The following is a 22,826-nucleotide window of genomic DNA, read 5'->3' as shown; positions in this document are numbered from 1 at the left end:
GTGTGCGGGGGTGTGGGTGTGTGCGGGGGTGTGGGTGTGTGCGGGGGTGTGGGTGTGTGCGGGGGTGTGGGTGTGTGCGGGGGTGACGGGGTTGAGGGGGAGTGGAGTGGTGGGCGCTCGGGTTCTGGTTGTGGGGGTTGGGGCTCGGGCGGGTGTGGCGGTGGACAGCGTTGCCGGTGCGGTGCGGCAGGCTCTTGCTGAGATCGGTGCGGATGCGGGGGCCGTTCGGGTGCTGGCCACGATCGATCGGCGGGCCGCCGAGGACGGGGTGCGGGCGGTCGCCGCCGCGTACGGCTGGGAACTTGTGTCGTTCGCGGCGGCGGAACTAGCGGCTCAGGACGTACCCCATGGGAGCGAAAGGGTCGCCGCGGCCCTGGGCACCCCCAGCGTCGCGGAGGCGGCGGCGCTCGCCGCCGCCGGAGCAGGCGGCGAGCTCCTCCTGTCGAAGCGGGTGTTCCGCGGGGTCGTCGTGGCGGTGGCGTCAGTGATCGACGGGTAGGCCGGTCACCGCCCAGCTCTGGTTGGCGGTGGTGCCGAGGGTGAACGACACGGTTCCGCCGCGCTGGACGAACGACTCCGGTAGCCACGACTTACCGAGCGTCGACCCGTTGAGCGTCACCCTCTGCACATAGGTGTCGGTGGACGAGGCGTTCACCGTCAACCGGACGCCGTTGCTGCGGGTGAGCACCACCCGGGTGAAGACCGGCGACCCGAGCAGCATCTCGGCCCGGCCGGGCACCTGCGGGAAGAAGCCCATCGCGGCGAAGACGTACCACGCGCTCATCGTGCCCAGGTCGTCGTTGCCGGGCAGGCCGGACGGTCCGACCCCGTACGCGGTGTCGACGATCTGCCGTACCGTCTCCTGGGTTTTCCAGGGCTGGCCGAGTCCGTTGTAGAGCCACGGCGCGTGAATGCCGGGTTCGTTCGTCGGGTCGTAGCGCAGGGCGTTCCCGCCGAGCACCGCCCAGTTCCCGTTCTCGTCGTGGAAGAAGCCGTCCAGCCGGGTGGCGGCGGCCGGCCGGCCACCCATCAGCGTCGCCAGCCCGGACACGTCCTGCGGCACCATCCAGGTGTAGGTGGCGCTCGACCCCTGGGCGAAGCCGGCGTCGGTGCTGGGGGTGAATCCGGTCTGCCAGCTACCGTCCGCTTTCCGGGCCGCCTGATAGCCGACCGCGGTGTTGAAGGTGTTCTTCCAGTAGTCGCCACGCGGCAGCAGCGAGCGGTACAGATCGTTACGGCCGGCCCGCTGCGCCCACATCGCCAGGGAGAAGTCGGCGAGCGAGTTCTCCAGGGTCTCGGCCGCGCCACCCCAGCAGTGGCAGATGTCGTTGGCCGCGTAGTGCAGGGCCAGGTAGGTGTTCAACGTGGGCCGCTGGCCGGTGCACTGCCCGGGGCAGCCGGCGTCGGAGAGCGCGTCCGGGTTCTGCACGGTCGCCTGCCGCACCAGCGAGTCGAGCGCCTCGCCGATGGGGAAATTGCGAACCCCCATCGCGTACCAGGTGGCCAACGTCGGTGCGGCCGGGTCGCCGGTCATCACGTGGGTCGGCGCGCCGAGATGCAGCCACCGGTCCCAGATGCCCTTGTTCTGCGCGGCGAAGTCCACCATGGACGTCGCCATGTCACCGGCCACGTCCGGCCGCAGCAACCCCAGCAACTGGATCTGTGCCCGATACTGATCCCAGCCGGAGAATGTCCCGTACGCCGCCTTCTGCCCGGCCCGGATCGTGTGCACCTGCAGATCCGCCCCCAGGTAACGACCGTCGAGGTCACTGAGCGTCTGTGGCTGCATCAGGCTGTGGTAGACGGAGGTGTAGAACGCGGTCGTCCGGGCGGGAGTTCCGCCACCGACTCCGATCCGCGAAAGCTCGGTGTTCCAAGCCTCTCGCGCCTGCGCCGCGATCAGATCCGGCGTCGCTTGCGCCGGGATCTCTCCGTCGCGGTTGGCGGCGGCTGCGCCGAGGCTTGTGTACGAGATTCCGACGCGCATTCCTACCCGGGTATCCGAGGCGGTGCCGAACCCGACCCAGCCACCGGATCCACGCCCGGCCCGATCGGCCCCGGTCAGGTAACCCTCCCCGCCGGTGGCCGTGGTCCCGCCCGGGGTGAGGGTGCTGTTCTGCCAGGTCCCGGTCGAAGCGAAGTCCCGGTCGAAGACCGCACTGAAGTACAGCCGGTAGTAGGAGCGCCGGTTCGGGTTGGTCGCCCCGCCACCGTTGCCCCGCCGGCCGCAGAACCCGCCGGTCAGCACCGAGCCGTTGACGGTCCGGGTCGCCGGGTCGATGGTGATCTCCGCGTCCTCGCTGCCGTTGAGCGAGTTGGACGTGCGGAACAGCAGGTTGGCGGCCGCCCCGGCCGGGAAGGTGAAGTCGGCGACGCCGGCCCGGGTGGTGACGGCGAGGTCGCTGCGCACCCCCGAGTCGAGGGTGACGGTGTATCGCCCCGGGGTCGCGGTTTCGTTGGCGTGACTGTAGGTGCCAACAAAATGAGTGTCCTTGGTGTCCGCCGTGGGCGATGAGTCGACTGCACCGGCGTACGGAAGGATCGGCACATCCCCGGCGGCGCCGGGTGCGCAACCGGCCCCGTTGACATGGGTGAGGCTGAAGCCACGCAGTTTGGTGGTGTTGTATTCGTAGCCGTTCGCGGCGGGTGCGTTCGTCTGATCGCCGCTGGTGCCGGTGGGGCTCCAGGCGATCATCCCGAACGGCCGGGTGGCGCCCGGCCAGGTGTTGCCACCGCGAGTGGTCCCGATGAACGGGTCCACATAGCTCGCCGGGTCGTCGACCAGCGGCACGGCGGGCGCGGGCGTGGCGGCTCCGGCGGTGAGCGCGAGCGCGATGGCCAGCACGGCACGTATCGACATGCGTCTCCCTTTCGTAGGCTCGCGGCCGAACCTACGCGGGCGACGATGATCTTCAATCTCCTTTTAAATGAACACTTTCTTCACCATCGGGATCTCCCGTCACACTGGAATTAGGGAAATGTCGGGACATCGGCCAAAGGGCAGTCTTCGCTAGAAAATGTGAACTTGAATACGGCTTGTGCGTAACCATCGGCCCGCCCGCGGGCGCAGGCTGGCTGTGCTGGCTGTGGCAGCCGTTCTGCTCGCTCTCGTCCTGCAGCCGCTGCCCGCCGCGGCCGCCTCGGTCAGTTCGTCGGCCGTAGGTCTGCGACTGGCGCTCAACCTGCTGGGCGGTGCGTTGCTCAACAGCACCGTTCCCGGCACGCCTACGACGTGGAGCAGCGGGCCGACCAACGCGCCGACCCCGCCGGTATTCGTCAACGCACCGGGCATCGTCTCGGTCGGCACCATCAACACGCTGGCCGGCCCGGTCACCGACGGCGGCCGGGCCACGGCCGACGTCGCGAACCTGAACCTGCTCGGCAGCGGCGGCATCGACACCGGCGCGATCCACACCGAGTGCCAGATGACCAAAGCCGACGTCACCGGCAAAACCACGATCGCGGGTCTGAAGCTCCTGAACGTGGTGCAGCCGACAAACGTGACGGCCCAGACCGGCGTGGCCGTCGGCAACCTGGCCTCGGTCGACATCGACAAGCGGACCGCGACCTACGTCAGTGGCACCAAGAAACTGACCTACACCGTCTCCGCCCTCGACGTGACCCTGCTCAACGGGTTCACCCTGGCCAACGGCAAGGTCACGGTCGCCGAGTCGAGCTGCACCGGCAACGTCGAGCTGGGCGCGATCACGGTGGCCGGCGCGAACCTGGCCCCCGGCGAGTCCGGCACCCCCACCGTCACCGTCCCCAACCTCGGCGACGTCGCCGCGATCAACACCACCATCACCGTCCCGCTGCCGGCCGCCGCGGCGCTCTACAACCTCGGCACCCCGACCGTCACCGGCGGCGGCACCTGCACCACCAACGCCTCGGCCGTGGTCTGCACCGGGGTGACCGTGCCCGGCGGCGGCAGCGCCCAGGTCTCGCTGCCGGTCACCCTCGTCGCGTCGGCCGGCGCCAACGCGGCGACCTGGGCGCCGACCGGCATCAAGGCCGAGAGTGTCCCGGCCCCCACCTCCTCGCCGACCGTCAAGATCTCCGCGCCCACCGGGTCCGGCACCCTGGTCACCACGAAGGCGCCGATCACCACCGGCGGCACGATCACGGTCGGCGCGAACCCCCTCGCGGCCGGCAAGTCGTCCACCGGTTACGTCACCGTCGCGAACCAGGGACCGTCCGACGCGAGCGCGACCATCACCATCCCGATCCCCAGCCCGCCGGCCGGCGTCTCGGTCACCTCGGCCCAGGTCGGCAGTACCCCCTGCGTGATCCGGACCAACATCGACATCGTCTGCTCCGGCGTGCCGATCCCGGCCAAGGGCACGGCCCGGGTAGACGTCGTGACCACCGCCGCCGTCACCAGCACCCCGAACTCCAGCTGGGCTCTCACCGGCATCACCGCCCTGATGAACGGCACCACCGTCACCGGACAGGGCACCCTGCTCACCGTCGGGTCGCCGGACGTCAACCTGATCAACGGCGTCTCGCTGCGGCCGGCCGTGGCCACCCCGGGCGGCCCGCAGGTGACGTCCGAGGTGCGGGTGTCCAACGCGGGCCAGTACAACGCCACCTCGACCACGATCACCGTGCCCCCACCGCCGACGGGCTACACGGTCGGCACGGTCACCACCTCCGGCGGTGGCTCCTGCGTCAGCAACAGCGGCGGCATCACCTGCACCAATGTGGTCATCCCGGGTGGCGGCGTGCCGGTCACCGTCTCGATCCCGGTGACGGTCGGCGCCGCGGTGACCACCGACTGGACCACCCCCGGCAACACCCCGGTCAGCGCCACCTCCGGCGGAACCGTGGGCACCGCCGGCGGCACCATCGTGTCCCTCTCGCCGCACTTCACGCTCAGCGTCAACGCGACCTCGCCGGTCAGCGGCACGGTCAACCCGGGCGGGACCACCAATCTGAAACTCGACGTCTCCAACCAGGGGCCGTCGGACGCCACCAACGCCCAGTTCGTCGTGGTGGCGCCGGCCGGCACCACGCTCGGTTCGCTGACCGGCACCGGATGCACCGCGCTCTCCGGCAGCACCGCACGCTGCACGGTGAACCTGGCCGGCGGCGGCGCGACCAGCACCATCAACCTGCCGCTCACCGTGTCGGTGCTGGCCAACCCGGCGCTGCCGATCACCGGCGGCTGCGTCAGCCTCGACAACGACACCAGCTGTGGCGGGGCGAGCGACTCGGCGTTGCCCTCGTTCACGCTGCGCACGCCGCTCGCGACCCGGCTGGCCGCCGTCCTGGTGCCGGCCGTGATCACGCCCGGCAGCACCGGCACCGGCCAGGTGAAGCTCACCTCGGTCCAGGCCGAGACCGGCCTGGGCGTGACCGTCCCGCTCGCCGGCAAGCCGGCCGACCTGACCATCCAGGCGGTCACCGGCCCGGCCGGCTCCACCTGCTCGTTCGACACCACGGCGATCACCTGCACCGGGGTCGCCCTGACCGCGAACACCGCCGGGACCATCGGGGTGGACATCAAGGCGGCCAACACCGCGGCGGCGCTGCAGGCCTGGTCGCCCACGGTCACCGTCACGTCCGGCACCGACCAGGCCGCCAAGGTGGGTCTGCTGGCCGGCACCGTCACCGCCTCGTACACGCTGTCCGGCTCGGTGCAGACCCCGGCCGACGGCACGGTCCTGCCCGGCGGCACCACAAGCATGCAGGTGAACGTCACCAACGGTGGCCCGTCGGCGGCCAGCCCGGCCACGTTCACCTTCACCGCGCCGACCGGCACCACTCTCGGCGCCCTGCCGGCCAACTGCTCGGCTGTCCTCTCCCTGGTGACCTGCTCGAAGAACCTGCTGCCCAGCGATCCGGCCTGGCAGTCGACCTTCCCGCTGACCATCGACGCCGGCGCCGACCTGGACACGCCGATCGGTGGCGGCTGCGTCAACCTCGACGGGCTGCCCGGCTGCAGTTCGGGCGACGCCACCATCCCCGCGTTCCTGCTCAAGGTGCCGTTCTCGGCCAAGGCCGCGGTCACCGCCGACCAGGCCGCGGTCACCCCGGGCGACCAGGCCAACGCCGTGATCCACATCAAGGCCGCGCACGGTCCGCTGGCCAACATGACGGTCACCGTGCCGACCACCGGCCTGACCGGCGGCCTCACCGTCGACTCGGCCACCGGCCCGGGCGGTTCCTCCTGCACGGTCGGCGTGAACTCGGTCGTCTGCGACCACGTCTCGATCGCCGATGCCGCGACCGGCAACGTCACCCTGGTCGTCAAGGCGCCGGCCAACGCCACCGCCGGGACACAGTGGACGGCGACCGGCGTCACGGTGGCCGCCGGGACCGACAGCGTCAGCAGCAACCTGCTGCTGGCCACGGTCGGTGCGGCGCAGCCCAAGCTGGCCGCCGCGGTGAGCCTGAACCCGACCTCGGTGCTGCCCGGCGGCCAGACCAGCATGGACGTCGCGATCACCAACCAGGGCCCGTCCGACGCGGTCGGCACCACGTTCAGCGTGCTCGCCCCGCTCGGCGCGACCTTCGCCTCGGCGCCCGGTGGCTGTTCGCTCGGCCTGCTGAGCACCAGGCTCAACTGCTCGGTCACGATGGCCAAGGGCGCCGCGGCGACGCACTTCGTCGCCGCGCTCGACGTCGCCGCGATCGCCCTGCCTGGGCAGGCGCTCACCGGTGCCTGCGTCGACCTGGACGGCAACGGCATCTGCACGTCGGCCGACGCGACCGTGCCGCCGCTCAGCGTCGGCATCCCGGCCCAGCAGCGGATCACGGTGGCCGCCGTGCCGGCCTCGGTGACCCCGGGCACCACCGCCAACGCCAGGATCAGCATCTCCTCGACGAAGGCCGAGACCGGCCTGAAGGTCACCATTCCGCTCGGCGGCAAGCCGGCCGGCCTGACCGTCACCACCGGCACCTGGCCGGGCGGCGGCACCTGCTCGGTGAACGGCTCGAACCTGGAGTGCCTGTCGTTCGACCTGCCCACCCCGAACACCCCGGTGGTCATCACGATGCCGGTGCAGGCGGCCGCGTCCGCGACCGCCGGCCTGTGGACCGCGACCGGCATCACGGTCGACGACGGCACCGGCGCCGGCGGGGTCGCCACCGACACCGCCGTCCTGGCCCTGGTCACCCCGGCCCAGTTCGCGCTCACCGCCAACGTGTCCGTACCGGCCGACTTCACCACCACGGCCGGCACCAGCGCCAACGTGAACGTGACGGTCGGCAACAGCGCCGGCCCGTCCGATGCCACCGGTGCGGTGTTCACGGTCAACGCCCCCACCGGCACCACGTTCGGCTCGCTGACCGGCACCGGCTGCGTCGCCACCTTCACCACCGTCGCGACCTGCACGGTCAACGTGTCGGCCGGAGGCACCACCGGGCTGACCCTGCCGGTGCAGGTGCCGGCCAACGCGGACGTCTTCGCCGCGCTGACCGGCGGCTGCGTCGACCTCGACGGGCAGCCCGGTTGCGGCAGCGCGGACGCGGCGATCGGCCCGATCAAGCTGGCCGTCTCGATCGGCCAGCAGGTCGCGGTCAGCGCCACCCCGGCCACCGTCACACCGGGCGCGGCCGGCGGCGCCGACGCCAAGCTGCGAATCACCGCGACGCACGGCGCGCTGACCGGCATCCGGGTGACCGTGCCGCTCGGTGGCCTGCTGAGCACCATGCACGTCACGGCGGCCGACGCCGGCGGCGTCGCCTGCGGCACGGTCGGCCCGACCAACGTGGTCTGCAGCAACATGTCGATCGGGGCGGGCGCCAGCAAGGACGTCACGCTGCACCTCACCGGGGACCCGAACCTGCCGCCCGGCACCGACTGGACCGCGACCGGCATCGCGGTGGACAACGGCGGTTCTCCGTACACCGTGGACCGGCTCCTCGCGACGGCCGGCGCCCGGCAGTTCGCGCTGGCACCGACGTTCGGCACGATCACCACCGCCGAGCCGGGCGGCACCGCGGCCGTCGACGTCACGGTCACCAACCAGGGCCCGTCCGACGCCGCCGGCGCCACGTTCGGCTTCGTCGCCCCGGCCGGCACCAAGTTCGACTCGGCCAACACCCCGAGCGGCTGCACCACCAGCAGCCCGTTCACCCGGATGAGCTGCACGGTGGCTCCGCTGGCCGCCGCCGCGCAGTGGGGTCCCACCTCGGTGAGGCTGATCGTCGACGCGACCGCCGACCCGGCCCAGCCGCTGACCGGCGGCTGCTTCGACGGCGACAACAACGGCTCGTGCACCAGCGTGGCGTTGCCACCCGACGAGAAGCTCCCGGACATTGCCGTCGACACACCGTTCGACCGGCAGATCAGCGTGCAGACGACACCCTTCACTCCGCCCAACCCCGCCGCCCAGCAAAACGGCAGCGGCCAGCTGGTGATCACCTCAACTCAGCCCTTGACGGGCCTGCACGTGAACATCCCGCTCGCCGGGCTGCCGAGCGGCGCCATCAGCGTGACCGGCACGGCCACTCTTGCCCCGGCCAGCGGCAGCTGTGTCCTCAACGCCGGCGACATCGACTGCACCGGTGTGGACCTGCCTTCGAACACCGTCACGATCGACGTCCCGGTCCAGGTCGAGGCCAACACCCCGCCTTCCGTCGTGTGGAACCCGACGGTCGCGATCACCTCCTCGGGCGGGGCGACCATCAGCACCAGCGGCATCCTGGCCCGCGGCGACGTTCCCGACTACGTCCTGGGCGCGACCGCTACGCCGCCGGCCAACGGCTCGGTGCTGCCAGGCGGCACCGCTTCGATCGACATCACCATCACCAACAGTGGCAACAGCGCCACCAACGCGCCGGTCATCGTGTACGCGCCCACCGGCACCACGTTCGGCACCCCGACCGGGACCACCTGCACCGTCACCACCTCGACCATGCTGACCTGCACGGCCACCGTGGCCAACGCCGCCAGCCTGAACTGGACCGTCCCGGTGAACGTGCCGGCCGGCGCGACCCCGGGCGGCAGCATCAGCGGCGGCTGCCTCGACCTCGACGGCGACGGCGGCTGCGACACGAACATCCCGGCTTTCACCCTGGGCCGCCAGCTGGCCAGCGTGCTCTCCGCGGGCGGCACGTCGGCGACCGTCAAGCCGGGCGACACCGCTACCGCCACCCTCACCCTGACCACCACGGCCGGCGCCACCCGGAACGGCCTGGCGGTCACCGTCGACGCCACCAGCGCACCGACCGGCCTGACCGTCACCACCGCCACCCTCGACGGCAACACCACCTGCCCGGTGACCAACCAGCTCGTGCAGTGCACCGGCGTCGACTTCGGCACTGGCTCCACCCGGACCCTCACCCTCGACCTCGCGGCGTCGCCGACCACCACCCCGCAGGCCACCTGGACCCCGGCGATCACGGTCCAGCAGGGCAGCGAGACGGCCGTGCTCTACCGGCAGCTGGCCACCATCGACGCGGCCGACACCGACCTGGTGGTGGACGTCAGCCTGCCCGGCGACGGGGTGACGCTGCCGGGCGGCACGGCGTGGCTCGGGGTGACCATGACCAACAACGGCCTGTCCGCCCTGCCGAACGCCCACGCCGAGTTCCGGGCGCCCGGCGGCACCACCTTCGCCGCCCTCGACGTGCCCGCCTCGAACTACTGCGTCCTGCTCTCGGCCACCCTGGCCAGCTGTACCGCCGACGTCGGCACCGGGTCCAAGTCGTTCACCCTCGGCCTGGACGTCGGCTCCACCGTGGCCGGTGGCGCCTCGATCAGCGGCGGCTGCGTCGACGTCGACCTCGACGGCGCCTGCGGTGCCGCGCCGGACATCACCCTCAGCGCGTTCGTGCTGGCCAAGCTGTTCAGCGCGCAGGCGCAGCTGAACATCGAGACCGGCACCGTGGTGCCCGGCCAGAACGGCACCGGGTACGTGAAGATCATCGCGGACCGGACGCTGGCCGGGATGACCCTCACCATCGGCAGTGCCGACATGCCCGGGGCCGGCCTCACCGTCACCGACGTGAAGGACCCGGCCGGCGACGGCACCTGCACCTGGTCCGGCCAGATCACCTGCACCGGGCTGAAGGCGACCACGAGCACCGACCGGCTGGTCGCGATCACCGTGCACGCCGCCTCGTCGCTCGCCGCCGGCGTCGCCTGGACCCCGGCCGCGGTCACCCTGACCAGCAGCACCGGCGGCACCAGCCAGACCAGCGGCACGGTGATCCGCACCGGCACGCCGACCGCCGGACTGTCCTACACGTTCACCCCGCCGACCGGCACGGTCGAGCCCGGCGACGTGGTCCCGATGGCGCTCAAGATCAGCGACGCCGGCCCGTCCGACGTGTCCGGCAAGGTGATCCGGCTGCGTGCGCCGTCCGGCACGTCCTTCGGCACTCTGGACGCCGCCACCGCCGCCTACTGCACCGTTGTCGACACCGCTCGCACCCAGTTGAACTGCACCTTCAGCGTGGCGGCCGGCAGCAGCCTGACCGACCTGACCGTCCCGGTGCAGGTGCCGTCCAACGCCAGTGCCGACACCGCGATCGACGGCGGCTGCATCGACTTCGACCAGGACGGCTGCGACTCGGGCGACAAGGTCATCCCGACGCTGCACCTGTCGCCGACGCTGGACCAGGCCATCACGGTCAGCTCGTCCGACGCGGCGATCCGGCCCGGCACCACCGGCCACCCCGTGGTGCGGCTGGCCACCACCCGGGCCCGCAACGGCCTCACCGTGACGATCCCGCTGGCCGGACTGCCCACCGGGATGACCGTCACCGCCGCCACCTCGACCGCCGGCACCTGCGGTGTCGCCAACGGCAACGTGACCTGCACCGGGTTCGCGGTCAGCACCGGGACGACCGCGGCGATCGTGCTCACCACCACGGTTCGCGACAACGCCGTCCCGAACGCCGAGTTCCGCCCGGGCGTGGTGGTGGCCGAGACGGGCGGCGAGACCATCACCCGTACGCTCCGGGTCGCCCGGGTCGGCGCGGCCGACATCGCCGTGACGGTGACCGCGACGCCGCCGTCCGACGGCACCCTGAAGCCCGGCGACACCGGCTCGATCAGCGTCACCGCGGTCAACACCGGCACCTCGTACGCCTCCGGCCTGTCCTATTCCTTCCAGGCCCCGACCGGAACCACCTTCCTGGCCCCGACCGGCACCACCGCGAGTTTCTGCACGCTGGCCAGCCCGGCCACCCGGATCAACTGCACCCTGGCGGTCGGCGGCAGCGGCCAGACCCGGTTCACCCTGCCGCTGAAGGTGTCGGCCACCGCCGACCCGGACGTCGCGGTGACCGGCGGCTGCGTCGACGCCGGCAGCGACGGCACCTGCGACACCACGATCGCCGGCTTCCGCCTGGTCGCCCCGCTCACCGGCCGGGTCACCGTGGCCGGCACCAACGTCTCGGTCACCCCGGGGGCCAGCGGCGCCGCCGTCGTACGGGTCACCGCGGTCTCGGCGCTCGCGTCGACCACCGTCACCGTCCCGCTCAGCACCCTGCCCACCGGTTTCCGGGCCACCGCCGCGACCGGCCCGGCCGGATCGTCCTGCACGCTGACCACCAGCCAGGTGCAGTGCACCGCGGTGCCGCTCGCGGCCGGCGCGAACAGCGCGGTCACCATCACCACCGCGGTCGCCGCGAGCGTCTCGCCCGGGGTGGTCTGGACCGCCACCGGCATCACGGTGGCAGCCGGCACCGAGTCGGTCACCGGCACCGCGATCCTGGTGACCTCGGGCAGCCGGGTGGCGAGCGTCGCCTTCACGGTGGCCGGGCCGACCGGCACGGTGGCACCCGGCGCCATCACCTCCTGGACGGTCACCGGTGTCAACTCCGGCCCGTCGTACGCGGTGAACCGCACCGCCACCGTCAACGCCCCGGCCAACGCCACCTTCGGCACCCTGTCCGGCGCCACCGCGACCGCCTGCTCGGCCACCACCAGCACCCAGCTGACCTGCACCTACAGCCTCGAGGCGGGCAACACCCTGACCTGGACGCTGCCGCTGACGGTGTCGGCGACCGCGAAGACCGGCGACAAGGTCTCCGGCGGTTGCGTGTCGGCCGACGGGAACACCTCGTGCGGCGGCAGCCAGGACGTGTCCACCGGGGACACCCCGATCCGGGAACCGCTCGCCACCCACGGCACGGTCACCGTGGCCGGCGTCGTGATCGCGCCGGGTGCGTCCGGCACCGCGACCATCTCGCTGCTGGCCACCGCCGACTACGACGACCTGGTCCTCACCGTGCCGCTGGACGACCTGCCGGAAGGCTTCACGGTGAACTCGGCCGCACTCGGCTCGGACTCGTGCACGGTCGGCAGCGGCAGCATCGTCTGCACCGGGGTGGCCCTGAAGTCCGGCACCTCCCGCTCGCTGAAGCTCGGGGTCACCGTCTCCGCGTCGATCACCACCGCTACGACGTGGACGGTCGACGGGCTCACCCTGGTCCCGTCGGACGACGAGACCGACGTGCTGTCCGCCTCCGGCGTGCTGGTCAGCACCACCGACATCCCGTACTCGGTGACCGTCACGGTCGGTGCGGTGTCGAACAAGACCCCGGCGCCGAGCCAGACCACGGTCCTGCCGATCACGGTCACCAACGCCGGACCGGGCGTCGCCGACCCGTACCCGGTGACGATCATGATCCCGGACGGGGCGACGCACGGCACCCTGCCGACCGGCTGCGCCGAGGGCAGCACCGACCGGATCGTCACCTGCCAGGTGAGCCTCGCCGTCGGCGGTTCGGCCACCATCAAGATGCCGCTGGTCATCGACGACGGCCTGGAGCCGGGCACGGTGGTCACCGGCGGCTGCGTCGATCAGGCGCTCAGCACCGGCAAGCCGGCCTTCGACTACACGTGCGGCGGCAGCACCGATGTGGCCATCCCGGACTTCACCATCGGGCGTTACGACGTCGACCTGGGCATCACCTACGGCGGGGCGGTCGTGCCGATCACCGGCAGCGCCCAGCCGGTGGTGAAGATCCCGTACACCAACGACGGCATCGTGATGGCCGACAACGTGAGCTTCGCGGTCGAGCCGCCCACCGGCGTCTACATCGCCAAGGCGGAGATCCTCCTCTCCACCTCCGCGTCGTCCAAGACCAAGGTCAAGACCAAGGCCACGGCCAAAACCAAGGCCAATAAGGTACGTACGACGGCCACCGTCGAGGCGACCTGCACGGCGACCTCGGGTGGCGCGGACAACCACGTCACCTGTGCGGCGCCGGACGCGGCCGCGCTGAGCGGCAGCGAGCTCTGGCTCACCCTCAAGCTCGGCGCCGGCGTGACCGACGGCCTGAACGCCATGAAGGTCACCGTCACGACCACCAGTGACGACGGCCGCTCGGTGAACAACACGGTCGACGTCCCGCTGGTGCTCACCGCGGCCGACAGCAACGACGACGACGGCAACCTGCCGACCACCGGTGCCGACGTGGCCCGGCTGGGCCTGCTGTCGGCGATCCTGCTGGCGTTCGGTGTGGTGCTGCTGACCGGCGCCCGATCCCGGAGCGGGGCGGTCGCCTATTCGGGCGTACGCCGGCATGCGATGCGCAAGCACCGCCATGCGCGACCGAGCGTCCTGTCGCGACTGGTCCGTCGACGCCCATAGGCGTACTCGCGTCGCCCGCAGTAACAGCGACGGTCGTGAAAGTTCCGGCATATCCGTTAAAAGCGTCATTCGACGCGATGACCGGTACTTGAATAATATTCGTGATTGCTCACCGGTCAGTTCGAGGTCGTCGGTTCGCCTATCTGGCCCTGGCGGCGATCGCCCTGGGGTTGTTGATGCTCCCCGCCGCCGCGCCCGCCGCCAGCTCCATCACGACGTCGGCCCAGGGGCTGCGCGCGCGGATCACGATCTTGGGTGGACAGAACATTGTCACGACGACCAAGGCGGCCTGGGCCACCGGCGCCTCCGTCATCGAGTCGACCGGCTCGGCGAACGTCGCGAACCTCGGCCCGATCGCGGCCCTCGGCGCGGTCACCGCGACGGCCGGCCCGGCGCTCAGCGGAACCGGCGGCTCGGCGGTGTCCGAGGTCGCGAACCTCACCCTGCTCAGCAGCGTGACCACCGGCGCGCTCCGCACCGCCTGCCAGATGAGCACGTCGCAGATCTCCGGCTCCAGCAGCGTCGCCGATCTCAAGGTCGGCTCGGGCACCGCCGCGAACGTCTCGGCCAGCACGTCCATCGACCTGTCCCCGCTGCTCAAGGCCGACGTCAACAAGCAGAGCGCGACCTGGGACAGCGGCACCGGCCTGCTGACCTACACGGTCCAGGCGCTGGACGTGGACCTGCTCTCCAACTCGGGCCTCGGCACCGTGGCGAGCAGCGAGATCGCCGTCGCCGAGTCGATCTGCTCGGGCAAGGTGCGGCTGGGACCGGTCAAGGTCACCAAGGTCGCGCTCGCGGCCGGGGCCAGCGGCACGCCGACCGTGTCGGTCGACAACACCGGCGACGCGGCCGCGCCGAACACCGTGATCACCGTCCCGCTGCCGCCCACCGGTTACCAGCTCGGCACGGTGACCAGCACCGGCGGCGGCACCTGCGCCACCGACAGCACCAAGGTGACCTGCTCCGGCGTGACCGTGCCGGCCGGCGGCACCGCGACCGTCTCGCTGCCGGTCACCCGGGCCGTCTCGGCCACCGCGGCGGCCGCCTGGGCGCCCAGCTCCGGCATCGACGCGATCAGCACCCCGATCGCCGCGGTCACCGGCACCACGATCGAGTCGCGCGGCTCCGGCACGCTGGTGACCCCGCAGGGCGCCTCGGTCGGCGGCCTCACCGTGACGGTGGCCGCCCCGCCCGACGGCAGCCTGAGCCCCGGCGACAACGGCGAGCTGACCGTCACCGCCCTCAACACCGCCGTCACCAGCCAGACCAATGTCCCGTACGCCTTCCTGGCCCCCAACAACACCACCTTCCGGACGCCGACGGTCAGCTACTGCACCCTGACCAACTCCCGCCGGGTGGACTGCACGCTCAGCGTGAACGCCCTCGCCACCCTGAAGTTCCCGTTGCCGATCAAGGTGGACAGCACCGCCGACCCGGATGTCCCATTAACCGGCGGCTGCGCCGATGCCGGCCACGACGGCACCTGCACCATTCCGCCGGACACCGCCATCGACACCATCAAGCTGGGCGCGATCGCGATCGGCGCCACCACCGTGACGGTCAAGCAGGGCGAGAGCGGCAACGGCGTGCTGAAGGTCCGGTCCAACACCGCGATCGCGCTGACCACCGTCCGGATCCCGCTGAGCACCCTGCCGTCCGGTTTCCACGTGACCTCCGCGACCGGTCCCAGCGGCGGATCGGCCTGCGTGCTGACCAGCACCCTGATCACCTGCGCCGCGGTGCCGCTGCTGGCCGGCGTGGACACCCCGATCACCGTCGCCACCTCGGTCGATACCGGGGTCGCCAACGGGGTCATCTGGCACGCCACCGGCATCACCGTGACCGCCGGCCCGAAGGTGGTCACCGGCAGCGCCGATCTGGTCCGCACCCCGGCCGACGCGGCCACCGTCACCTTCACCGTGACCAGCCCGACCGGCACGGTCGCGCCCGGCGGAACCACCTCGCTCACCGTCACCGGCGTCAACAGCAGCACCGTGGACGCCACCAACCGCACCGCCACGATCAAGGCCCCGGCCAACGCCACCTTCGGCACCCTCACCGGTGCCACCGCGAGCGCCTGCACGGTGACCAGCAGCACCGTGCTGACCTGTGCCTACAGCCTCACCGCCGGAAACACGCTGACCTGGACGCTGCCGCTGAAGGTCGCCACCACCGCCCAGGACGGCGACAAGGTGGCCAACGGCTGCGTCACCGCCGACGGGGACACCACCTGCGGCGGCAGCCAGGACGTGCGGTTGCAGCTCGCCACGCACGGCACACTGACCGTCGGCGGCGCGATCATCAAGCCGGGGGAGTCCGGCACCGCGACCGTCAGCCTGTCGGCGACCGCCGACTTCGACGACCTGACCCTGACCGTGCCGCTGGACGACCTGCCGGACGACTTCACGGTGGACTCGGCCGACCTCGGCTCGGACTCCTGCACGGCCGGCACCGCCAGCGTCATCTGCACCGGGGTGGCCCTGGTGTCCGGCACGGCCCGCAACCTGCGGCTGGGGGTCACCGTCGGCTCCGAGATCAGCACCGACACGGTGTGGCGGGCCAGCGGGGTCACCCTGGTCCGGGCCGACGACACGAACGACCGGCTCACCGCCTCCGGTGTCCTGGTCAGCACCTCGGCCACCACGTTCTCGGTGAGCGTCACGGTCGGCGCGGTGTCGCCCACCTCGCCGGCGCCCGGCCAGACCACGGTCCTGCCGATCACCGTGAAGAACACCGGACCGGGTACGGCCGACCCTTACCCGGTGACGATCATGATCCCGGACGGGGCGACCCACGGCACCCTGCCGGACAGGTGCGTCGAGGGCAGCACCGACCGGATCGTGGTCTGCACCGAGTCGCTCGCGGCCGGTGACTCGGTCCTGATCAAGCTGCCCCTGATCATCGACGACGGCCTCGCGTCCGGCACGGTCATCACCGGCGGCTGCGTGGACCAGGCGCTCAGCTCCGGCACGCCGACCTTCAACTACACCTGCGGCGAGTCCCTGGACGTGGCGATCCCGGACTTCACCGTCGGCCAGTACGACGTGGACCTGGGCGTCACCTACTCCGGCGGCACCGTGCCACTGGCCGGCACCACCCAGCCGGTGGTGAAGCTCCCGTACAGCAACGGCGGCTCGGCGATGGCCGACAACGTGACCTTCACCATCGAACCGCCGACCGGCGTCTGGATCGTCAAGGCCGAGGTCCTGGTGGACTCGTCGAGCCAGCAGGCCGCCGGCGTCGGGAAGCAGGCCGACAGCACGGTCGAGGCCACCTGTGCCGCGGCCACGACCGGCAACGCCAACGACGTCACCTGCGCCGCCCCCGACGCCGCCGCCGAGAGCGGTCACCAACTGTGGCTGACCCTCAAGCTCGGGGCCGGCGTGCAGACCGGCACCCAGGCCATGCGGGTCACCGTCACCACCACCAGCGACGACGGTTACGCGGTGAACAACACCGTCGACGTGCCGCTGGCGCTGACCGCGCAGGACACCGACGACGATGACAGCCTGCCGACCACCGGCGCCGACGTGGCCCGGCTCGGTCTGCTGTCGGTCATCCTGCTGGCGTTCGGACTGGTCCTGATCATCGGGGCCCGGCAGCGGGAGGCGGTGCCGGCCACCGGCGTACGGCATCGGTCGGATCGCAAACCGCGCCATGCGCGGCCTTTCTTCAATCGTTCGGGTACGGCCACTCGTGCACCGGCCGGTTCTCGTGCATCAGCGGAAGGTATTGACGGAGCATCTCGTGCAGCGCGTCCTGCCGATCGCGCCCCTCGGCCTCCAGCGCATGCAAAGTCTGAACCTGCCAGGCGGCACCGTTCCGATGGGTCAGACAGCGCTGCTCGATGATGCCGAGGAGGCGGTCCCGTTCGCCGGCGGAAACGCCCCAGCGGTCCAGGCCCTGGGCCGCCATCGGCAGCAGCCGGCGCAGCACCAGCTCGGTGACCGCGATGTAGCCGAGGCCGGGCCAGAACACGCTGGCGTCGATGCCGTGCCGGGCGCAGGCGTGGAAATTTTCCTCGGCGGCGCTGAAGCTCATCTGCGTCCACAGCGGGCGCTCGGCCTCGGCCAGGGTGCGGATCAGCCCGTAGTAGAACCCGGCGTTGGCCAGGGTGTCGAGCACCGTCGGCCCGGCCGGCAGCACCCGATTTTCCACCCGCAGGTGCGGGCGGCCGCGCACCACCGCGTAGATCGGCCGGTTCCACCGGTAGATCGTGCCGTTGTGCAGCCGCAGCTCGCTCAGCTCGGGCACCTCGCCGCGTTCCAGGATCTCGCCCGGTTCGGCGTCGTCGCAGATCGGCAGCAGCGCCGGGAAGTAGCGCACGTTCTCCTCGAACAGGTCGAACACGCTGGTGATCCAGCGTTCCCCGAACCAGACCCGCGGGCGTACGCCCTGGGCTCTTATTTCTTCTGATCTGGTGTCGGTGGCCTGCTCGAAGAGCGGGATCCGGGTCTCTCGCCAGAGCTCCCGGCCGAACAGCAAGGGCGAGTTGGCACCCAGCGCGACTTGGATGCCGGCGATCACCTGGGCCGCGTTCCAGTACGCCGCGAACTGCGCCGGGCTGACCTGCAGGTGGAACTGGGTGCTGGTACAGGCCGACTCGGGCGCGATGGTGTCGGTGGTGACGGCCAGCCGGTCCACCCCGTCGATCCGGATGTCCAGGTCTTCGCCCCGGGCCGAGAAGATCTGCTCGTTGAGCAGCTTGTAGCGCGGGTTGGCGCTCAGCGCGTCGAGGGTCATGTGCTCGCGGCGCAGCGTGGGCAGAATGCCGATCATCACGGTGTGCGCGCCGACCGTCCGGGAATGTTTCTCGGCGCTGTTGAGGCTGGCCCGCAGGGTGCGCTCGAGGTCGGCGTTCTCGTCGCCGGCCAGGCGCCGGGGCGGCACGTTGATCTCGATGTTGAACTGACCCAGCTCGGTCTGGAAGTCCGGATCGGCGATCGCGCCGAGCACCTCGGCGTTGCGCATGGCCGGATCGGCGTTCTCATCGATCAGGTTGAGCTCGATCTCCATGCCGGTCAGCGGCCGCTCGAACTCGAAACGCGACTCCCGCAGCATCGCCGCGAACACGTCGAGACTCCGACGGATCTTGTGCCGGTACTTCGCCCGATCTTCCCGGGTGAAGTTGGTCTGTTCGACTTCCTCGCCCATCGGCACACCGCCTATCTCGAGTAACTTAAACTCGCATACCTCACCGGTCTGCGCCAGGCGTCGCCGCCGTACCCGGCGCTGCTCGATCTCAAACAGCGGACCGTAATCACCATCAACAACCTGTGAACACACGGATCCGCGCCGGAGGCGACGCTGCCCTCGACGCGGTGGCCGATTTCGATCAGGGTCAGGTTAGCCAGACCGCGGTCAGGATGATCGCCAGAGCGGCACCGAGCATCGCCTGCAGCAGCAACGCCGGGCCGAGGTGCGACCACATGGTCGGAATACGCGGGGTCAGCGGCTGCATGGTGGTCAGGTTGACCACCTGCACCAGCCGCACCGGCAGTCGATGGTCCTTCTGCGGAGCCGTCCGGAGCTGGATCAGGTCGCCCCGGTGCAGCGCGGACTGCGGCAGCTGGCCGTGCATCTCGACCTCGTAGGTCTGGCCCAGGTCATCGCGCACCCGCACCGGTGTCACGAGGAACTCGGGCCCCTTCTTCAACTCCTTGAAGCTGCGCCGGGTGGCCCGCATGCGCAGCAGTGAGCCGATCATCTGGGCGATGGCGGCAGTGAGGTAGACGACGATCAGTAGCGGCTGACCGACCTTCACCTCACGGGTGTAAGCGGCCTGGTAACCGGCGAACCGGCCGGTGATGACGGGGCTGACGTGCCGGAGGATCTGCTCGCGGTACAGCTCGACCTCGTCCATGGGGGATCACCTCCTGGATGTCCTCATATCGTACGGAGAGCAACCCCTCCCGTACCGTGAGTGAATCTTGGCTCTTCTTTCTCTTCCTCCGAAATGCGGAAAAACGCGCGAATCGCCACAAGAAGAAGGTGAACTTGACTCGGAACCGTGCGGTCGCGCGCGGGGTAAGGGGTCAGGGACCGTGGCACCGACAGAGACCTTCGTCGATCCGGAGAGCGTGCTCGCGCAGACCGCGCGCGAGATGCTCGCGACGCACGCCGGCGGGGCCGGCCCCAGCGAGGGCATGACCGAGTGCCCCGTCTGCGGCGAGCCCCTCCCGTGCCCCGCCGGCCGCTCCGCCGCCGAGGTGCTCGAGGCCGCCGGCCTGGCCGAGGCGTCCGGGCTGATCTCCGTGCATCGCCAGAGCCTGCCCGGCCCCGCGGCCTATGAGGCCTATGAGGCCTACGAGCCTTACCCCGAGGAGCAGGCGTACGCGTCACCGCTCGCCTTCGGCTCGCCCCCCGACATCCCGCCGGAGATGTACGACGCCCCGCCCCGCGAGGAGCCCGCCTGGAACGGCCCGTCGGCCGGCACTCCTTACCTGGACGGCGGCCCGGTGGAGGTGTCCTTCGCCCCGGTGGAGGCGTCCCTGATGCCGGACCCGCCGCGCTACAAGCCTCCCGTGCCGACCGGCCTGTCCTTCGACCTGCCCCCGGTGGAAAACCTGACCCCGTCCGCTGGAGCACAGCCCGGCCGCGAGAACGAGCAGCCGCCCGGCCTGCGCCTGAGCGGCATGAACGCGGCCTCCCTGAGCCAGCACGACGAGCTGCGCGGCGCCCTGTCCGCCCCCGAGCCGGAGCTGCCCGGCCCCGCCGGCATGCGCCCCGGCCCACTGCCGCCGTCGGGCCCGTCCACCCTGGCCCCCACCGGCCCCGACCACTATCCGGCCGACCCACCCGCCGCAGCCTGGTCGACCCACGCCGAGCGCGCCGCGTCCTCCTGGTCCGACGACCCATCCGCCGCCACACACGCGGCCCAGACGCAGCAGCCCGCCCCCGCCTGGTCCACCACCCAGCCCGACCCGTCCGGCGCCAGCTGGTCTCCGTCCCAGTCCGACCCGGCCGCTTCCGCGTATGGTGCCCAGCCCGGCGCTCCCGGTCCCAGCTGGTCGCCGTCCTCGGCCGACCCGTCCGGCTCCACGTTCTCGGCCCAGGGCGCGCCGTCCAGTTGGTCTCCATCCCAGGCGGAGCCGTCGGGCTCTGGCTTCTCGGCCCAGACCGGCCCTTCCAACGCCGGATGGTCTCCTACCTCAACCGAGCCGCCGGCCTCCGCCTTCTCGCCCCAAACCGGACAGTCCAACCCCGGCTGGTCTCCCGCTCAGAGCGAGCCCTCCAGCCGCGCCTGGTCCTCCACCCAGCCGTCGGGCTCTGGCTTGGCGACCCAGGCCGGGCCGTCGGATTCCGGCTGGTCCTCGGCCCAGTCGTCGGCCTCGGGGTTAGCGGCCCAGGCTGGACCGTCGGATACCGGTTGGTCCTCAGCTCAGTCGTCGGGCTCGGGGTTAGCGGCCCAGACTGGGCCGTCGGATTCCGGCTGGTCTTCAACCCAGCCGTCGGGTTCGGGGTTGGCGGCGCACTCCGGGCCGTCTGATCCTGGTTGGTCCTCCGCCCAGCCGTCGGGCTCGGTGTTTGCGGGTCAGGCGGGGTCGTCCGGCCCTGGCTGGTCTCCCACCCACGCCGAACCGACCGGACCCGCGTTCTCCACGCAGGCCGAGCCGTCCGGCGCCGCGTGGTCTCCTGCCCAGACCGGGCAGTCCGGTCCCGGTTGGTCTCCCGCCCACGGCGAGCAGTCCGGCGCCGCGTGGTCTCCCGCTCAGGGCGAGCAGTCCGGTCCTGGGTGGTCTCCGGCTCAGGGTGAGCAGTCCGGCGCCGGCTGGTCTTCGGCTCAGGCGGGTCCGGCCGGAGCCTCGTGGTCCTCGCCCCAGCCTGAAGCAGCTGGAGCGGCATGGTCGCCCCGGCCGGAGGCCCCGATCGCGTCACCTGCCCCGCCGCGGATGATGCCGCCAACCGGTTCGCCGATCGGCCCATCGGGCGTGCCGTCCACCGGCCAGGTCAGCCCCGGCCGCCCACCGGCCTACCCGTCCGACGCCGACCCGCTGCTCTCCGGCCCGCAGGTCTACCACCAGCAGAACCGTCCCCTGGACGCCCCACACTTCACACCCTCGGCCCGCCCTGCCCCGTCCCCGATGAACACCCCGCCCGTGGCGCCGCCCGCGGTGAACCAGCCGCCGGCCGCACCACCCGCGCTCAACCAGCCCCCGTCCGCGCCGCAAGCCACCCGCCCGCCCGCCGCCAACATGCCGACCAGCCCACCCCCGTCAAACGGCTCCGGCCTGGCAGCCACCATGGGCCGCCCCACCCCCGGCGAGCAACAGCACAGCGGCCCGGTCACGCCACCCGGCGCCCCGCAGCAGCTCTTCACCCGGCCGTCCGCCGGCCTCCCGAGCGAGCCCCAGCCCACGCCCGGCCCAGGCCGCCCGGCCTCCTCCACGATCGGCCTGAACACCCCCAGTGGCATCGGCCCGGCGCACCCGATCACCCCAGGCGCAGCAAGCGGCCTAGCCCAGCCGGGCGCGGGCAGCGTTCTCGCCCAGCCAAGCGCGGGCGGCGGTCTCGCCCAGCCGGGCGCGGCCAGCGGCCTAGCCCAGCCCGGCGCGGGCGGCGGTTTCGCCCAGTCAGGCGCGGTCAGCAGCCTTGCGCACCCGGGCGCCGCCAGCAGCCTCGCCCAGTCAGGCGCGGCCAGCGGCCTTGCTCAGTCAGGCGCGGCTAGCGGCCTCGGCCAGCAGCCGACCGGCCCAGCCGGCGGTTTCGCCCAGCAGCCAGCCACCCCAGGCGCGGGCGGAGGTCACCCACAGCAGCCCAGCGGCCTCGGCGGCAACGCGCCGGCCATCCCGCAGTCGCCAAGCGGCCTCGGCGGCGCCGCGCTGATCACCCCCCAGTCGCCGAGCGCTCCAGGCGCGGCTTCGGCAGCCGACCACCCCAACGTCCCAGGCGGTCTGCCGGCCGCCGACCTGTCCGGCGCAGACGCCGCGAACCGCTTCGCCGGCAGCGGCGGCCCCGCGCCAAGCGGCCTGGCCGCCACCGCCCGCGCCAACCGCCCACCCCTGGAACCACCGCAGATGGACACCTTCGCCGCCCAGGACCAGCCGTCCACCCCGCCCAACCAGCCACCGCAGCCCGAGCCAAAGACCGCCCGCCGCAACCGCCCGCCCCTGGAGTCACCCCAGATGGGCCAGGTGAACCGCCCAGTAGGCGGCGAAGGCAATGCCGAAGGTTCTCCAAGCGGCCTACCCCCGCGAAACAGCGGCCCAGCCTGACCGTCCCACCTTTGAACGCCCCGGCCCGCACAGGCCCGGCCCACGTGGCCCGAGC

The 22,826-nt window shown here is 71.7% G+C and carries 6 protein-coding genes; 3 read left to right on the top strand and 3 right to left on the bottom strand.

The annotated features are described in order from the left end of the window. Window positions 1-10 precede the first annotated feature (10 nt). Entirely contained in the window at window positions 11-499 is a 489-nt protein-coding gene (locus tag Ate02nite_RS47940) for a cobalamin biosynthesis protein (RefSeq protein ID WP_307873309.1), read from the top strand. Here the strand turns inward: Ate02nite_RS47940 and Ate02nite_RS47935 are convergent. After that, on the bottom strand, window positions 482-2,860 hold the full coding sequence (locus tag Ate02nite_RS47935) for a GH92 family glycosyl hydrolase (RefSeq protein ID WP_203814700.1): 2,379 nt from the start codon (window positions 2,858-2,860) through the stop codon (window positions 482-484). The genes Ate02nite_RS47940 and Ate02nite_RS47935 overlap by 18 nt on opposite strands. A gap of 226 nt (window positions 2,861-3,086) precedes the next feature. Between Ate02nite_RS47935 and Ate02nite_RS47930 the strand changes: the two genes are divergently transcribed. After that, entirely contained in the window at window positions 3,087-13,553 is a 10,467-nt protein-coding gene (locus Ate02nite_RS47930) for a beta strand repeat-containing protein (RefSeq protein WP_203814699.1), read from the top strand. Between the two features lie 3,675 nt (window positions 13,554-17,228). On the opposite strand, the gene Ate02nite_RS47925 is transcribed toward Ate02nite_RS47930, so the two are convergent. Continuing rightward, complete coding sequence (locus tag Ate02nite_RS47925) at window positions 17,229-18,710, bottom strand: glutamate-cysteine ligase family protein (RefSeq protein ID WP_203814698.1); 1,482 nt, start codon at window positions 18,708-18,710, stop codon at window positions 17,229-17,231. 187 nt (window positions 18,711-18,897) lie between these two features. Next, window positions 18,898-19,419, bottom strand: coding sequence for a hypothetical protein (locus Ate02nite_RS47920; RefSeq protein ID WP_203814697.1), 522 nt, complete (start codon window positions 19,417-19,419; stop codon window positions 18,898-18,900). Between the two features lie 181 nt (window positions 19,420-19,600). Here Ate02nite_RS47920 and Ate02nite_RS47915 point away from each other — a divergent pair, with 181 nt between their 5' ends. Then, on the top strand, window positions 19,601-22,771 hold the full coding sequence (locus tag Ate02nite_RS47915) for a hypothetical protein (RefSeq protein WP_203814696.1): 3,171 nt from the start codon (window positions 19,601-19,603) through the stop codon (window positions 22,769-22,771). The last annotated feature ends 55 nt before the right edge of the window (window positions 22,772-22,826 follow it).

Origin of the sequence: Paractinoplanes tereljensis (assembly GCF_016862435.1) — a bacterium.
In the GTDB taxonomy this organism is placed as follows: domain Bacteria; phylum Actinomycetota; class Actinomycetes; order Mycobacteriales; family Micromonosporaceae; genus Actinoplanes; species Actinoplanes tereljensis.
Note: the sequence above shows the minus strand (reverse complement) of the source record. Positions and strands in the feature narration are given on the sequence as shown.

Bases quoted from the DNA above. Each gene is read 5' to 3' on its own strand.
- Ate02nite_RS47935 (WP_203814700.1), bottom strand. From the start codon at position 2,860: ATGTCGATACGTGCCGTGCTGGCCATCGCGCTCGCGCTCACCGCCGGA.
- Ate02nite_RS47925 (WP_203814698.1), bottom strand. From the start codon at position 18,710: ATGGGCGAGGAAGTCGAACAGACCAACTTCACCCGGGAAGATCGGGCG.
- Ate02nite_RS47920 (WP_203814697.1), bottom strand. From the start codon at position 19,419: ATGGACGAGGTCGAGCTGTACCGCGAGCAGATCCTCCGGCACGTCAGC.